This is a genomic window from Campylobacteraceae bacterium (assembly GCA_013215945.1).
Classification (GTDB): Bacteria; Campylobacterota; Campylobacteria; order Campylobacterales; family Arcobacteraceae; genus NORP36.
Genome location: JABSOM010000011.1, coordinates 104,519 through 120,713, shown reverse-complemented (window position 1 = coordinate 120,713; position 16,195 = coordinate 104,519). Strand labels below are relative to the sequence as shown.

Here is a 16,195-nt window from a genome sequence, read left to right as displayed (position 1 = left end):
TTTTTAAGATGTTGATAAATTTCAGATACTGCTCGTAAACCTTCTCTAAAATCTTCAAAACCAACAGGAATCATCATATATTCTTGAAAATCAACAGAGTTATTTGCATGCTCTCCACCGTTTATTACATTAAACATAGGAACTGGAATAGTCATTGCATTTGCGCCACCTAAGTATCTGTATAAAGGAATATTTAAAGAAGCAGCAGCTGCTCTGGCAACTGCCATTGATACACCTAAAACTGCATTAGCACCTAAAGTTGCATAGTTATCAGTTCCATCTATGTCTTTCATGGTTGCATCAATTTCAGCTTGATTAAAAGGACTCATTCCTAATAATTCATCTGATATTTTTGTATTTACATTATCAACTGCTTTTAAAACACCTTTTCCCATGTAACGATTTCCACCATCTCTTAGCTCTAGTGCTTCTCTTTTTCCAGTACTAGCACCACTTGGTACAATTGCACTTTGTTTTGTTCCATCACTTAAAACAACAGTAGCTCTTACTGTTGGGTTTCCTCTACTGTCTAAAACTTCCTGCGCATATACATTGTCAATAAATACCATGTGTTCTCCTTTATTTATTTGTTTTATTTAAATTTAAATAATATGTGATTTCGCTCTCATTTAAGATTTTAATGATATTTGTAGATCCTGGCATTCCAACGGGGTAACCAACAGTTGCAACATAAGGACCTTTTTTATCTAAGATTCCTCTTGTTTCTAAATCTAAAAGCATTTTGGCAATCATTTTAGTAGACTGACCTTCTTTAATAGTAGATACTGGATGAACGCCCCAAGTAATTGTTAAAGAATTTAAAATTTTATGTTTATGTGAAAAAGCGAAAATAGGAGTTTTTGGTCTGTATCTTGACATTCTTATTGCACTTTGTCCAGAAGCAGTAAGTGCTAAAATACCTTTTGCATGAATATTATCTGCTAATTTTGTAGCAGTTGATTGAATAACATCAAAATAGTCTAAATAATCCATTTTATATTGTTTTTCGTAATTATAAATCTCTTCTGTTTTTTTAATAATATTACTCATTGTACTTACTACATTTACAGGATCATCTCCTATTGCACTTTCTTCTGAAAGCATTACCACATCTGTTCCATCTAAAACAGCATTGGCAACATCTGAAATCTCTGCTCTTGTAGCTCTTTCATTTGTAGTCATTGATAAAAGCATTTGTGTTGCTGTAATAACAGGTTTTGAAACGGCATTGGCTTTTTCTATAAGTTTTTTCTGTATAGTAGGTACATCATAATAAGGAACTTCTATTCCTAAATCACCTCGTGCAACCATTAATCCATCACTGGCTTCTAAAATTTCATCAATATTTTCAACCGCGTCAAATTTTTCAATTTTAGCAATTAATTTTCCCTTATACCCCTTTAATAAAGCTCTTGCATTAAGCATATCTTCTTTATTTTGAACAAAAGAAATTGCAAAATAATCAACTTTATTCTCAACTCCCCAAGCAATATCAATTTTATCTTTAGCAGTAATTACATCAATATCAATTACAGTATTAGGAAAATTTATTCCTTTTTTTGAGCCTAAGGTTCCGTTGTTTTCTATATTAGCAACTATTGTTTCACCTGTTTGTATTACTTTTGCTCGAATGGTTCCATCGTACAAATAAATAAATTCATCCACTTTTATTTTACTTAAGAGTTCTGGGTAATTTAAAGATACTATATATTTTTTATCTTCTTTTTTATATCCAACAATCTCATTTTTTACAAAAGTAATTTCATCTCCTTTTTTTAAGTTGAAATCTTCTTTTAACTCCCCTATTCTTACTTTTGGACCTGAAATATCTTGTAGAACACCTACTACCGTGTCAAGATTTTTCATAGCTCTTCTAATATTGTTTAAGGTTTTGGAATGATATTCATGTGTTCCATGTGAGAAATTTAAACGAAACATATTAGCTCCAGCTTTAATTAATCCCTCAATAATTTCAACGCTATCACTCTTTGGTCCTAAGGTTGCTAGAATTTTTGTACTTTTATTCATTTGTTCTCACTTTTTGTTGGTTTGTTAAGTTCATAAATAAGTCTAAATATTTGCTCACTTATTTTCTCAATATTATTTAAGGTATTCTCTTTATTCATTGCTTCTTGCAACGACAGGGGTTCATTTAAAATACTAAAAACAGAAGTGATACCTTTTGCATGTACCTTCTCATCTGAATTACTTGAGTTTCCTGTAAATGCAATACAGCTCAAACCTTTCATTTTGCAGATCTTTCCAATTCCATCAATAACTTTTCCCATACAAGATTGTTCATCGATTTTTCCTTCTCCTGTAATTACAACGTCTGCATTAAGAATTTTATGTTCAAAATCAACTTCTTTTAAAATAATTTCAATACCTGGTTTAATTTTTGCATTTAAAAAACATAAAAATGCAAATCCCAATCCACCAGCAGAACCAGCACCGGGTATTTCATCATATTTTTTTAAGGTATTTTTTTGCGCAACATATGCAAAATGTTTTAAAGACTCATCTAAAATTTTTAGATCACTTTTTTTTGCTCCTTTTTGCAAAGCATAAATATAAGAAGCTCCATTTGCGCCAGTCAAAGGATTGTTAACATCACATGCCAATAAAAATTCACACTCATTTAGTTCTTTTAAACAAAAAGAACTGTCAACACTAATAATTTTGGAAATATCTTTTGTTAATCTAACTTCTTTATTCAAAGCATCATAAAACTTGTATCCAAGAGCAAGTAACATCCCAATCCCCGCATCATTCGTTGCACTACCACCTAATGCAATGATAAACTTTTTATAGCCTTTGTTAATAGCATCTTTGATGAGTTCGCCAGTTCCAAAACTCGTAGTAAGAAAAGGATCCTGATTCTCTTTTGAAATTAAATCTAAACCACTAGCACTCGCCATTTCAATAACGGCTGTTTTATTATCTAATAAAAGATAATTAGCAGTTATTTTTATTCCTAAAGGGTTTGTACATTTAGCACTTATTAACCTTGCACTTTTGATAAAACCAAAAGCTTCAAGAGTTCCCTCGCCTCCATCAGCAATTGGACAAATAATAATTTCTGCTTTTTCATATATTTTAATAATTCCTTTTTTTATAGCTGAACTTAGTTCTTTTGAACTAGCACATCCTTTAAAAGAATCAATAGCTATAACAATTTTCATTGTTTCACCCTATTTATAAAACCATCCTCAAAGACCGTTATGTTAGGGATAGAAAGTGAATTAAATTTATTTTTAGTAACTTTAATGTATTGTATTTTGTGATAAGATATTCTTTGCAAGTATAAACTCCTTTATTTGTCATAAATTAAGTATAACCGAAGAACGTAACTCAAATGTAACAGAAATAACAAAAATCAAAGAAAAAAGTGATTTAAAAAAAGGTTAAAAATGAAAATGTTTATCATACTTTTAGTATTTACAAGTGCTCTATATTCTAAGAATGTTCTAATAATAAACTCCTATTCTCCTGTATCTGCATGGACAAATGCACAATTGAACTCAATTATTAAAACATTGAGCAAAGATAAAAGCATTAAAATATATGTCGAGTTTATGAATACAAAAGTATTTAAACCCACTAAAAAAAGTAATCAGAATTTATTGGATTTTTTTCATAAAAAGTATAAAAATCTTTATTTTGATGCAATAGTAACTACAGATGATTATGCATTAAATTTTATTCGCAGCAATCAAAAGCATGTTTTGTTCAAACAGTCGAAATACTTTTTCTCAGGTGTTAACAATTTGGCATTAGCCAAAATACTAAAAAAGGACATTTTTACTGGAATTTTTGAAGAAAAAGATCCTCTTGGAAATTTACTTCTTGCAAGAAAAATTAAAAAAAATCTTGAAACAATTTATTTAATTGGAGATAAAACGATAACTTCCAATAAAATAATGGAGGAATATAAAAGTAAATATAAAAATATTAAAGATATCGATTTTATTTATTTAGATTATGCAAACATTGAAGATATTAATTCAAAATTACGTTTTTATAATAAAAATTCAGTATTAATGTTAATGGTTTTTGCTGCTTTTAAAAAAAATGGCAAACATATAAATAATATGTTTGCTTTGGACAATTTAGCAAACGTTTACAAAGAACCTATGCTTACACATGATAATGTATATACCCATCTTGAGAATACAAATATAATTGGAGGAAGCTGCATTAATGGAGAGAAATCAGGAGAAATTGTTGCCTTAGATGTAATAAAGTATTTTTCTGGCGTTAAAATGATAGATATTCCTTTTAAATTTACAGAAGGTAATAATCTTTTTATAAATGAAAAAAATTTAAATAAATTTGGATTTACTGTTGAAGATCTACATCTTAATCTACCAATTGTAGTAAATAGGAACAACTCTTTTTATAATTTATACAGAACAAGGATTAACAGTTTTATAATTCTTGGACTTCTTTTATGTATTTTGGTTTATGTTTATGTTAGAAATAAACAATACGAAGCACTTAATAAACTAAATAAAAAAATCAACGATTTTAATAATACGCTAGAAGATAAAGTATCAATACAAGTAGAAGAGATTAAAAAATCAACTGATTTATTTAAAACAATTTTTAATACAGTAAAAAATGGTGTTGCTATTTTAGATTTGGATTCAAATTTTATTCTTGTTAACGACGAATATAAAAGAATTACCGGTCTTGAAAAACAAGAGTTTTATAATACCTCTTGTTTAGAGATTACCCATAAGAGTAATCAAAATGAGTTTAAAAAAATCATAAAAGAAATACAATGGAATAATTATCATAATATCTTTATAAAACAATATATTGATAAAGACAAACGCAGTATAGATATTATGTTGGATATTTTTTTAATGCCCGATAAAAAAAGTATTTTAGTTGTGGCAAAAGATATTACAAAACAAAATAAACATAAAAGAGAACAAAAACAAAAAGACGAACAGTTGCTACAACAATCTCGTTTAGCACAGATGGGCGAAATGATAAGTATGATAGCACATCAATGGAGACAACCTTTAGGTGCAATAGGAAGTGCAATTATTTCTATGAAACTACAACTAAGAAGTAGCTCAATAAACTTTACGAATAAACAAGAAACTAAGGAATACTTAATTAAGCTAGATAAGAAGTATGATAATATAAATGAATATGTACAATTTTTATCTGCAACTATTGATGATTTTAGAAATTTTTTCAAACCCAATAAAGAAAAAGAGAAAATAAATATAATACTACCAATTAAAAAAGCTCTTAAAATTGTTGAAGTTCCCTTAAAAGATAAAAATATAACAATTAAAACATTCTACGAAAGTACAGGTAAGGTGTTAATTTATTCAAATGAAATAACACAAGTAATACTTAATATTTTAAAAAATGCAGAAGACAACTTCATAGAAAAACAAATAAGTGGTGCAGAAATTTCTATCAATGTCAAAAAAGTTCAATCTGATTTCATTATAAATATTTCAGATAATGGGAAGGGCATAAAAAAAGAGCTTTTAAGTAAAATTTTCGACCCCTATTTTTCTACAAAACTGGATAAAAATGGAGCTGGCCTTGGATTATATATGTCGAAAATTATAATTGAAGAACATAATATGGGAAAATTAGTAGCTATAAATACAAAAGAAGGCATAGAGTTTATTATTAAACTGCCTTGCAGCTAACTTAGAAAATAAGCCTGTATCCAAAACCATAAATACTTTCTAAGGTCTGTTTTGGGATTTTTTTTCTCAATCTAGAAATTAGCATTTTTAAGGAATCATTCGATATTAAACTAGGATCATCGTAAATTGTATTAATTATTTCCTCATAAGTGGATATCTTATTTTTATTTTTTATTAAAAGCTCCATTATAAAGGATTCTCTTTTAGTTAACTTCACACACTTTTTTTTATGTAAGAGTATTTTTTCTTCCCTATCCCAAAAAAAATCGTAATTTAAGTCAATTATTTTCATATTTTTTTTAAGTTCACTGTTATTAATTCTACTTGAGCAAGAATATATAACATTTAATAAAATATCAAAATCTAAAGGTTTAATTAAAAATTGCTCAATACCTATATTAACTAATTCTAAAAGGTATTCGGATTCATCATGTGCTGAAATTACAATAATCGATTGTTCTTTATGTATTTCGTATATTTTTTTACAAAGTTCCACCCCATTCATAATTGGCATATTAATGTCTGTGATAACTATATCGTAGAATTTATTTTCTTTCTTATAATACTCCATATATTTAAGTAAGCCATCTTTTGCATTACTTACTAAGTCTACATGAAGAAATAATTCAGAAAAAACACTCCCTGTTTCTTTTTGAAAATTAATATCATCTTCAAAATACAAAATGCTTAATTTTTTGCTTACTTCAATTACTTTGTAATATTCAATCATATTATTCCTTTTTTAAGATTCTACAAATTAGCAAAATAATTCTTAAAGTATCTGCTTATGTTAAGATTTAAATAATTTTTACCTATAAAATATATACGGTATGTTTCTAAGATTTATACTTAAAAATAAATAGATTTTTATCAAATGCTATACTTATCAGGAGAAGTTAATTTGCGTCTAAAATACTATAAGCAACGATTATAAAGAACATTAAAACACTTTTAAGGTTTAATATTACACTTAGTTCTAATTAGGTAAAAAAGCTTAATGAAGTATAAGAATTTAAATAATAAATTTAAAATAAAAATAACTTTATGTCCTAAAATACGTGTTTGGGATAAATTATCTTAAGGTATTGCATATATACACAATACCATTCTTTCTCTGTTTAGAGTTTCATATTTTTAATTAAAGCCTTCTTTTCCCTCAAATTCTTTTTCCATGGCATCGCTTACAATACGCTTAGCTATTGCATCTGTTTCTAGGGCAATATCGCGTGTTTTTACTGCCGTTGCTGCATTCTGTTGTGTTTGCTGGTCTAAAGAATTTATGGAATCATTAATTTGAGTAATTGCACCTTCTTGTTCTCTACTGGCAAGAGCAATTTCATCAATTTTGTTTGTGGAATTATTTATATTATCTAATAAAGAACTATAACCCTCAATCATTTGATTACTAATATTTTTACCTTCTTTTGCTTTAATCGTTGCATTTTCAACTAAGTCTTTAATTTCTTTTGCAGCTTCTGCTGATCTGTTTGCTAGATTTCTTACTTCTTGAGCTACTACTGCAAAACCTTTTCCCGATTCTCCTGCTGTTGCTGCTTCAACTGCTGCATTAAGTGAGAGAATATTGGTTTGAAAAGAAATTTGATCTATTATGGAAATAGACTCATTAATAAGCGTTACTTGTTTTGTAATGTCTTCCATCGCCATACTAGTATTTTCGGCTAGGTTTTGACCAGATTTTGCAGAAGAGTCAAGTTGTTTTGCATATTCACTCATTTCTTTAACATTAAGTGCATTTGAAATAATCGTAGAAGTAACTTCTTCTAAAGCAGCAGCTGTTTCTTCTAAAGACATGGCAGCTGATGTGGAGGATTCGTTTAAAATATCAACATTAGAAATAAGTTTATTAGAAGATTTATCTAAGGTAAGTCCAATTTCTAAAGATTTTTTTAATAAAATAGAAATACTTGAACCTACATCATTTACACCAAGAGCTAATCGTTCTAAGTCAGCTTTAATACCTTTGGTTGAAACCTTAGGAGTATAGTTCGAATCAGAGAAGTTTTTAAGAACAAATAAAATACTAGCAATATTTTTTTCCAAATTATCTCCCATATTATTAATGCTTAAAGTCAAATCATTTAAAGCAGGATTATTTGATTGTTGAGTAATTTTCAAGGAGAAATCACCTTTTTCATACTCTTTCAAAGCTTTATTTGTTTCTTTAATAATATTTTTATCTTTTTCTAAATCAACTTTAATACTTTTTATATTCTCATTAATAATAAGTGCCATTTGTGAAATTTCATCTTTTCCTTTAATCTTTACATATTCAACATCATCTGTTTTACGATTTAAATAAGCGAAAAAAGCCTCTAATCCAAGTTGAAAGTCTTTAAGTGAAGATAAAATATTTTTCGAGATGAAAAAAACAAGTAAAGATATAAAAAGTAAAATGAACGCAGCAATCAATATATTTAAATAAACAAGGGATTCACTTTTCTTGTTTATTAACATAGGAATTGTCTCTAAAAGTTTATCAATTTGTATTTCAGTTTGGTGAACTGTTTTTCGCATATCGCCTTGAATTCCTAAATTACTGTTTAATCCTAATACAATCATTTCTTTACTTAGTGCAATAAAATTATCTTTATAATGTTGTAAATCTCTAATACCTTCTTGATTTAACATAGTCGTATTTACCAACAAAGAATTTATTTTTTTATTAAACGTATCAATGTATTTTAAATCTTTTCGTAGTAGAAAATCTTTTTCTTGTTTTCTTAAATCATATACCATGGCTAATAGTTTATAATTATTTTGTTTTTTAGCATACTCTTGTAGTTCTTGTACACTTTTTCTAAGAGCACCGTATAAATTAAGAGAAGGTGTTAATCCAATTTTTTCATAACGCTCAACCAAAGAATGAAATTTTTCTTGATAAGAAAGAAGAGTTTTATCAAGATTATTTATCATTTTGTCATCAAATCCTTTAGACAAAAGATCATTTTTGATTTCTTTTATCTCTAATCGCATTGTCGATAAATTTTTATTAAATTTTTCAAGATATTTTAAATTTTTTCGTAGTAAAAAATCTTTTTCATTTTTTCTTAACATTAAAATATCTGTTTTTAGTTTTTCAACCAAAACAGATATATGTTTATATTCATTAATTGTTCTGTGAGAATAATCATTAAAAGAGAATAATCCGATAAACCCCATAATTGTGATGAGCGTAAGAAGAAACAGTTTTATTTTAATTGTAATTTTATTCATATAATACCTTTTGTACTTTATTTAATAATAATTATATCATTTAAAATTAAAAACATTATTAAATTATAAATGATATAATTAGTTATTTAAGAATTTGCACTATAGCAATTTAAAATGTAAATAAAATCAAATAAATAAAGAATAACTTTATTAGTAGAATGCAAGCAGATGTTTTCTTTTATGGTGTCACAAGCCAAAATAATTCAATAATTATCTTCCTTTGGATAAGAATCATTCACTAATAGTGAACATATTTTTAGTTTTTTTGAAAAATAAAAATATTACTAAATAATTGTATGAATGTATTAATACGTTTTTTGGGAAGAACAAAAGCATAGAATAATTTTTTACTCTTTTTTTGGAAATATTCGTAGGAATGAAAACTATACATACAAATACAAAAAAAGTAAAGCATAAGAGAGTGAATATTAACAAACAATATATTCGCAACAAATAATAAAGGAGAGAGAAAACAGAAAATTGAAAAGTGTTTTTCTTGTAAATCATATGAGATAAATATTAGCAAGCTTTTTTTGCTAATATTTGTTTATTTATTCTTAATAGCTACGTAAGACCCTTCATGTGTTCCACATACTCTTCCATCACAAATAATCTCGCTGTAAATTTTTAGGCGTGCTTTCCCTTTTTTATTTAGTATCTTTAAAAATTTGCTAAAGTCTTCTTCTTTAGGTGTATAAGCAAGGGCTTGAAAATCTTTTAAAACAGGTAATAAAAAGGAGAATTTTGATTCTTGAATTACTAAAGTAACATCAAGTTTTAACTCTTTTTGTTTTACAAAAAGTAAAGCCCAAGCAGATAAAATTGCAATAGAAGATAAACTTCCACCAAAAGCTGAGTTTTTATGATTGATATTAGCAGCAAGAGGAGCATCAATAACTAGTAAATCACCTGTATATTTACTTATACTTACCCCGAGTTCTTTTGTAATAGGAATATTTTTTTGTATATATTCTAAAACTTCGTTCATCTCTATCTTCACAATCTTCCTTTAATTAAAAATCTTCACTGTCTAACAAATGCAGATGTTTTCTTTTTTGATAACTTAAGGCTAACAAAATACAATATTTAAGTTCTTTTAGAGGGAGTTCATCCTTAAGATCAAAACATATTTCTCTTTTTCCTTTGAATTCAAAAATATCATCAAATAAAATACGAAAGGTTTCAATTAATTTTGTAGTACAAATAAAATACATGCTGTACTTATTTTTAGTATTTTCTACCCAAGATATACGTATTGGACTTCCTTTTTTACAAGAATAAGAGGGAATATTCCATTTAAGGGATTCTTCTATTTGTATATTTTCTTCTTTGGCTACTTCATAAATAAGTTCTCTTAAAAAAAGTACTTTTTTTCTAATAGTTAAGGGATAAGTACTAAAAATAGTTTCTACCTCAAATAATATATCTTTTTCCATTTATTTTCCTATTATTAATCCCAACGGTTTTTAATAACTTTTTTAGGGAGCAAGATTATACTTATAAAAACCAATACTAAAAGTCCAAAAGCATATAAAGATAAAGGATTAAATATCAATAAACAATACAACCAAAGAAAAGAATAAATACTTGCAAATATAAAACAAACAAAAGAATTGTTTTTATAAATAAAAACAAGAATCAACAAAGCAGAAAGGACTAAAGAAGAAAACCATAATACATCATATTTAATATTTGAGTCCAAGTCTAAAGGATTCTCTATTTTGTTTTTGATACCCAATAACATACGTTTTTCCATAATATAATGAAAAGGCTCAAAAACCAAATCACTTACTTTGGCCCATGTATACAAACCTTTTAAACCATGTGTTCTAATAATAAGTCGTGTTTGTGTATTAGAAATCTGTTTTAATGCAAAACTGCCCCAGCCTTCTAAAACAAAATATTCATACTTTTTTGAAGCAACTACTAAAAACGAATACTTTTCATCTTTTGCAGCAGTGGTTGGAACCAAACGTCCAACCCTCATATCATAAATATAATCTTTGGGAACATTTATTGTATGGGCTTCAAAACCAAGAAGTCTTTCTAAAAAAGTATAAGCAAAAAAACCACCTCTATCTGCCCCTAAAGTAACCAAAGTATTCCAAACTTCTTTTACATTTGCATCTATTGTAATAGCTCTTGTTGAGACAATAAAAGGAGCAATATTATCCCCTTGCATTTTTGCACTTATTTCATTTTTGCTGGCATTCCAAGTAGAAATTTCATCTTGAATTAAACTGCTATAGATAATAAATTGGATCAAGAAAATAACAAACAATAATAGAGTTGATTTTATAAAGTTGCTCATTACTTAAGGCCTTGACATTGTTTCAAAATAATTAGCTATTAAAACTTAATATTTGTTTTTTTAATGGCTAATTATTTTTCTACATTTTATACAAATAGCCTTAAAACAAAGGCAGAATCCATATAACTTTTTTCATATAAATAAAAGAATGAGACAATTTTTGTTAAACTTGCATATGGAAATAATTGATAAAGAAAATAAGATATATTTATTAAATGAAGAGAATTTTGATTTTCCCACGCTGGAAATGATGAAAGACGACTTGGTTGCTATTGGAGGAGATTTTCATCCTCAAAGAATACTAAACGCTTATAAAAATGGAATTTTTCCCTGGTTTATTGATGAAAATAACTATATTCACTGGTTTAGTCCCAATAAAAGAATGGTTTTAAAACCAGAAGAATTCAAAATCTCAAAGAGTTTAAAAAAAAGTATTAAAAATAAATCCTATGAAATAAAAAGCAATGAGAATTTTTATGAAGTTATTAAAAACTGTGCCAATATAAAAAGAAAAAACGAAGATGAAACTTGGATTAGCGAAGAATTTATTTATGCGTATAAACAACTTTTTGATTTGGGTTATGCTTTTAGTATTGAGTGTTATTTAAAAGAAGAATTAGTAGGTGGTTTGTACGGTTTATTAATTAATAATATATTTTGTGGAGAAAGTATGTTTTCTAAAAAAACAGATGCTTCTAAAGTAGCTTTTTATCACTTGTGTAAAGAAGCTAAAAACAATGGTATTAAATTAATTGACTGCCAAGTTCATAATCCCCATCTTGAATCACTTGGGGCAAAAGAAATAAAAAGAGAAGAATACTTTTCTCTTCTTAAAGAATAAGTTCTTTTTATTCTTTATACTGAGGATGCCTTTTTATAAAAGAATCAAGACGTTTATTTGCCATTCTTTTTAATTTTATTTGAAAATAAAAGCTCCAACCAAAAATAATTCCAACAAAACCAAAAGCCATTTTGCACCAAGAATACATATTAAAGCTATCTTTATGAGATATTATCTTTCCATCTTTAAATATAAATTCTGCTTCTACTTCATTATGAATAAATCTTTTAGTTATTGAAAACATATACCTTGCATTCCACGAAACACTTCCTGTTTCATCATTTGCGCTTACATTTTTAAAATCTTTGGTTTTTGGATTTCCTTTTTTTTCTAAGAGCATATGCCACATAGCCTGCGCTCTTTTCCCATTTATTCTAAAAAAAGGATCATTGTATTCAATATCTTTATGATAACACTTTTGCATTTCTCTAAAATTTGAGTGTCTAAATGCTTCATAAAACCGTGTTAAAAGTTTTTCGTTATCATTCACGGAATAGGTCCTTCTTTCTTAATTATTTGTATATTCTTATTTTAGAATAAAATACTGTATTTTTGAAGTACTTATACTTAAAACTTAACTTTGCTTTTAATTTTATTGCAATTGTTACGTCTTGAATCACAAACTTTAACTCCTTTGAGATAGAGCATCGTTTCTATTGTTTGTTTTGCACTTGGGGAATACAAAAATGTTTTTTCAATAGTATAAAAACGTTTATTTCCTTTTATTATTTTTATAAAAATTGACATATTTTTGTTCCGTATTAAGCCTTGGGGACAAAACACGGATATAAATGCTACTTCATAAGTGTTTTCTATCCCTTGGCCTAAAACCTCAATCGTACTGCCTTTACACTTAATAAACCATGATATTTTTAACTTATAAATATATTCTCTTAAATAAAGCCCTAAAGACGCAGTATTAATAGTCGTACTTATCATTTCTTGGTAATTATTTTCATTCTTGGAATAGGGAATAAAAACAAGTCGCCTGTTATTGTTTATATAGTATTTATTCATTAGTTTATAAGTACTAGGTATTTTTTGGAAAAGATATTCATGCTTAAGCCGCGAAGTATTTGTTTCTTTAAAAGAACAAGCAGAATAAAAAAGAAGTATTAAAATTATTAAGAATATGGATTTTTTCATTTTATAATTCCTTTTTTAAAGAAGTAACTATAAAACAAGATTATGATTTTTAATATTATTCTAAACTTAAAATATCATGATAATCAAGATAGTTTTCATACTAGCGTTAAAGGTTTGGGAAGTTTTTTATAAATGAAGAAAGATTTTTAATAAAGAAACAGATTTACTGTTTCTTTATCAATTAATTATGCAGATTTTTTAGCTTTTTTTGAAGTATTGTTTGCAGCTTTTTTATTTACTTTTCTAATAACTTTTTTTGCTACTTTTTTAGCTGGTTTTTTAGCTACTTTTTTTACAACTTTTTTAACTACTTTTTTAGCCGTTTTTTTAACAACTTTTTTACTTGCTTTTTTATTTACTTTTTTTGCAACTTTTTTAGCCATTTTTTTAGCAACTTTTTTTGCCATTTTTACTTTTGTCGGTTTTGCTTTAATAACTTTTTTAATAACACTTTTTGCAACTTTTTTAAGGTTCTTTTTTTTGCTTACTTTTTTGCTTGCTTTTAAAGATATTTTTGCAACTTTTTTCTTATTTAATATTTTTGCCATTTGGACTTCCTTTGAGTTTTTATCACTACTTTTATATATAAAAGTAATATTATATGGTGATTATATATATTTAATTGTCATTTGTCAATACTTTTTAATTATTTTTTTTAAATTTGCAATAATATTTCCCATAAATTACACATATTATTCTTTTACAATACAGATACAAGGAGTCAAATATGGCTAAATTTGGAGTATTGTTTCAGAATTTGTTAGTATTTTTGTTTTCTATATGTTTTTGCATTTGTATTATTATTGTATGTTTTATTTTACTTATAGATTCAAATGTATTATTGTTTTAATAAATAAGATTAAAAATCTACTCTTTACCTCTTCTTTTATATAATTATAAAAAAATGAAATGAGATCAAATGAAAAGTATTTTTTTGGTATTTTTATGTTCTTTGCAATTTTTAAGTGCAAATGCAAAAGTACTAACACTAATTCCAGAAGCATCAGGAATCACCTACGTAAAAAAGACAAATACACTTTTTGTTGTTAATGATGAGGGAATTTTATATGAGTTAAACCTTAAAGGTAAAATATTAAGAAAAAAACATCTTGGGTCATACGATTTAGAGGGAATAAGCTTTGATTCTAAAAATGACTTATTAATTCTTGCCATTGAAGGAAGAGATAATATTCTTCTTGTACACCGAAACAATTTTCACATTAAAAAAGAAATTTCAATAAAAAGAAAATATAAAAACAAACTTTTACTAAAAAAAGATAAAAAAAGAGGTTTAGAGGGTATCGTCTTAATTGATTCACATGTATACATCTCAAATCAATCAAATATAGCCTATCCTAAAGAAGATGCTTCAGTCATTGTAATTCTTCCTTATACTATTAAAAAGAAAAAACTTAAGATCATTCGTATTCTTGATCATGGATTAAAAGATATTTCTGGTTTGACATATTATAAAGGTGATTTGTACTTGGTATCTGATAAAAAAAGCACAATCTATCAATATTCCTTTAAAGTAAAAAGAATAATCAAAAAAAAGAAACTTAATAAATCTCATGCGCAAGAAGGTATCACTTTTGATAAGAAAGGAAATTTATATATTGCAGATGATAAAGGAAAAATTTTAGTCTATAAAAACTTTAAAATGTAAGAACTAACTTTTTTCATTTATCCATTCAAGTATAAGTATATGAAGTTTATTTGGCTCTTCTAGTGGTAACATATGACTGGTACCATTATTAATAATAAACCTTGCTTTTTTATGTTCTTTTTGTAAAATAGCCAAAGAATCATGATTTAAGAGCCTGTCGTGTTTTGAATAAAAAAAATAAATTGAAGTATTCAAGGCTAGTAAGTCCTGTAATAAATCTTTTCGCAATAAAGTAGCTTTCATTTGAAGTTCAAATACATAAGCTCCTGCATCTTTGTACATGTTTTGGACTAAGTCAATTAGTTTTGTATTGTTATGGTTTTTTTCTTCTAATAAAGAAATGACTTTTTTCGCACTCAAGTTTTTAAATCCATGTTTTTTTGTAAACTCAATAGCAAGACTACGTTTAACAATTTCATCTTTGTACATTGAAGAAGGAGTAGATGCAAGTATGAATAATTTATTAATTCTATGGGGATATTTACAAGCATAATAAGCAGATACATAACCCCCCAAAGAAAAACCAAGTAAATTGATTTTTTCTTCTTTAAAATACAGCTCCTCTATTATTTCATCAAAGGTGCTTTTTAAAGGAATATTTACATGAATAAGTTCATATGAATCATCAAACAAACAAAACAGCTCTTTCCACAATCTTTCATCTGTCATTAAACCAGGAAGGAAATATATCTTTGTTTTCATATTCTTCTTTTATATTGAAATAATGTGCTTTAACGCACACAAAAAATATTAGGACTCTAAATAAGTCTCATCTTTGTTTTTAATATTAAAAATAACATTTTAGAGCTTAAATTATTGTTGTAGGATGTGAGAAAATCATTTTATTGTATTTTTAAAAATACGAATATTATAAGATTTTACAAAGAAATATATTCTTCTCTTATGATTTTTAAATCTTCCCATGTTTGAAGATGTTTACCCACGAATTCGTACTTTACATCATTTATATTGGTTAGTTTATAATTAAAAATAAGTTCTGAAACATTACCCACAATTTTTTTTGAACACAGTTCAATATCAAAATCTTTTATGGTAACTTCAAGAACTTTATATCTTAAATAAGCTTCCTTTTTATTTTGTGCAAAAATTATTCCATTGTTTAACATTAAAACATTTTCATCGTAGAATATATTACATATTTCTATGACTTTTCCCTCTTCTATTAAATTAATAAGTTGATTTACACTATCTTTCATTTTATACCTTAAAATTAATAATGTTTAACAATAGCTACATTGTGTGTAGTGTTCATAAATTTTACATAAAACAAAAAAAAATAACTTAAAATTATTTTG

The 16,195-nt window shown here is 26.5% G+C and carries 16 protein-coding genes; 3 read left to right on the top strand and 13 right to left on the bottom strand.

Annotated elements, in window-relative coordinates:
• From eno to HRT41_12145, 3 genes are all read right to left on the bottom strand, one after another.
• Window positions 1-569 (bottom strand): phosphopyruvate hydratase (gene eno / locus HRT41_12155; GenBank protein ID NQY24775.1); only part of this gene is annotated, 569 nt, incomplete at its 3' end.
• A gap of 10 nt (window positions 570-579) precedes the next feature.
• Window positions 580-2,028, bottom strand: coding sequence for a pyruvate kinase (gene pyk, locus HRT41_12150; protein ID NQY24774.1), 1,449 nt, complete (start codon window positions 2,026-2,028; stop codon window positions 580-582).
• Window positions 2,025-3,182 carry a glycerate kinase gene (locus HRT41_12145; protein NQY24773.1) on the bottom strand — a complete coding sequence of 386 codons (1,158 nt, stop codon included), beginning with the start codon at window positions 3,180-3,182 and terminating at the stop codon, window positions 2,025-2,027. The genes pyk and HRT41_12145 overlap by 4 nt, the downstream gene beginning before the upstream one ends.
• Window positions 3,183-3,410: 228 nt before the next feature.
• Here HRT41_12145 and HRT41_12140 point away from each other — a divergent pair, with 228 nt between their 5' ends.
• Window positions 3,411-5,681 carry a PAS domain S-box protein gene (locus tag HRT41_12140; protein NQY24772.1) on the top strand — a complete coding sequence of 757 codons (2,271 nt, stop codon included), beginning with the start codon at window positions 3,411-3,413 and terminating at the stop codon, window positions 5,679-5,681.
• A 1-nt stretch (window position 5,682) separates the two neighbouring features.
• Here the strand turns inward: HRT41_12140 and HRT41_12135 are convergent, their stop codons facing one another.
• From HRT41_12135 to HRT41_12115, 5 genes are all read right to left on the bottom strand, one after another.
• Window positions 5,683-6,411 carry a response regulator transcription factor gene (locus tag HRT41_12135; GenBank protein NQY24771.1) on the bottom strand — a complete coding sequence of 243 codons (729 nt, stop codon included), beginning with the start codon at window positions 6,409-6,411 and terminating at the stop codon, window positions 5,683-5,685.
• A gap of 404 nt (window positions 6,412-6,815) precedes the next feature.
• On the bottom strand, window positions 6,816-8,915 hold the full coding sequence (locus HRT41_12130) for a methyl-accepting chemotaxis protein (GenBank protein ID NQY24770.1): 2,100 nt from the start codon (window positions 8,913-8,915) through the stop codon (window positions 6,816-6,818).
• 547 nt (window positions 8,916-9,462) lie between these two features.
• A complete protein-coding gene (locus tag HRT41_12125; GenBank protein NQY24769.1) occupies window positions 9,463-9,915 on the bottom strand; it encodes a YiiD C-terminal domain-containing protein in 453 nt (150 codons plus the stop codon).
• 13 nt (window positions 9,916-9,928) lie between these two features.
• On the bottom strand, window positions 9,929-10,351 hold the full coding sequence (locus HRT41_12120) for a DUF1801 domain-containing protein (GenBank protein ID NQY24768.1): 423 nt from the start codon (window positions 10,349-10,351) through the stop codon (window positions 9,929-9,931).
• Window positions 10,352-10,365: 14 nt separating this feature from the next.
• A complete protein-coding gene (locus HRT41_12115; protein NQY24767.1) occupies window positions 10,366-11,226 on the bottom strand; it encodes a hypothetical protein in 861 nt (286 codons plus the stop codon).
• 175 nt (window positions 11,227-11,401) lie between these two features.
• Between HRT41_12115 and HRT41_12110 the strand changes: the two genes are divergently transcribed.
• Window positions 11,402-12,067, top strand: a complete 666-nt coding sequence (locus tag HRT41_12110) for a leucyl/phenylalanyl-tRNA--protein transferase (GenBank protein ID NQY24766.1) — start codon at window positions 11,402-11,404, stop codon at window positions 12,065-12,067.
• A gap of 7 nt (window positions 12,068-12,074) precedes the next feature.
• Here the strand turns inward: HRT41_12110 and HRT41_12105 are convergent, their stop codons facing one another.
• The 3 genes from HRT41_12105 to HRT41_12095 form a co-directional block, all read right to left on the bottom strand.
• Complete coding sequence (locus tag HRT41_12105) at window positions 12,075-12,557, bottom strand: nuclear transport factor 2 family protein (GenBank protein ID NQY24765.1); 483 nt, start codon at window positions 12,555-12,557, stop codon at window positions 12,075-12,077.
• Between the two features lie 77 nt (window positions 12,558-12,634).
• Window positions 12,635-13,213, bottom strand: a complete 579-nt coding sequence (locus HRT41_12100) for a hypothetical protein (protein NQY24764.1) — start codon at window positions 13,211-13,213, stop codon at window positions 12,635-12,637.
• Between the two features lie 185 nt (window positions 13,214-13,398).
• Window positions 13,399-13,761, bottom strand: a complete 363-nt coding sequence (locus tag HRT41_12095) for a histidine biosynthesis protein HisIE (GenBank protein ID NQY24763.1) — start codon at window positions 13,759-13,761, stop codon at window positions 13,399-13,401.
• Window positions 13,762-14,132: 371 nt separating this feature from the next.
• Between HRT41_12095 and HRT41_12090 the strand changes: the two genes are divergently transcribed.
• Window positions 14,133-14,879 (top strand): SdiA-regulated domain-containing protein, encoded by a 747-nt coding sequence (locus HRT41_12090; protein NQY24762.1) that lies wholly within the window; start codon window positions 14,133-14,135, stop codon window positions 14,877-14,879.
• A 3-nt stretch (window positions 14,880-14,882) separates the two neighbouring features.
• Here the strand turns inward: HRT41_12090 and HRT41_12085 are convergent, their stop codons facing one another.
• A complete protein-coding gene (locus HRT41_12085) occupies window positions 14,883-15,581 on the bottom strand; it encodes an alpha/beta hydrolase (protein NQY24761.1) in 699 nt (232 codons plus the stop codon).
• Between the two features lie 176 nt (window positions 15,582-15,757).
• Complete coding sequence (locus HRT41_12080) at window positions 15,758-16,096, bottom strand: hypothetical protein (GenBank protein ID NQY24760.1); 339 nt, start codon at window positions 16,094-16,096, stop codon at window positions 15,758-15,760.
• Window positions 16,097-16,195 lie beyond the last annotated feature (99 nt).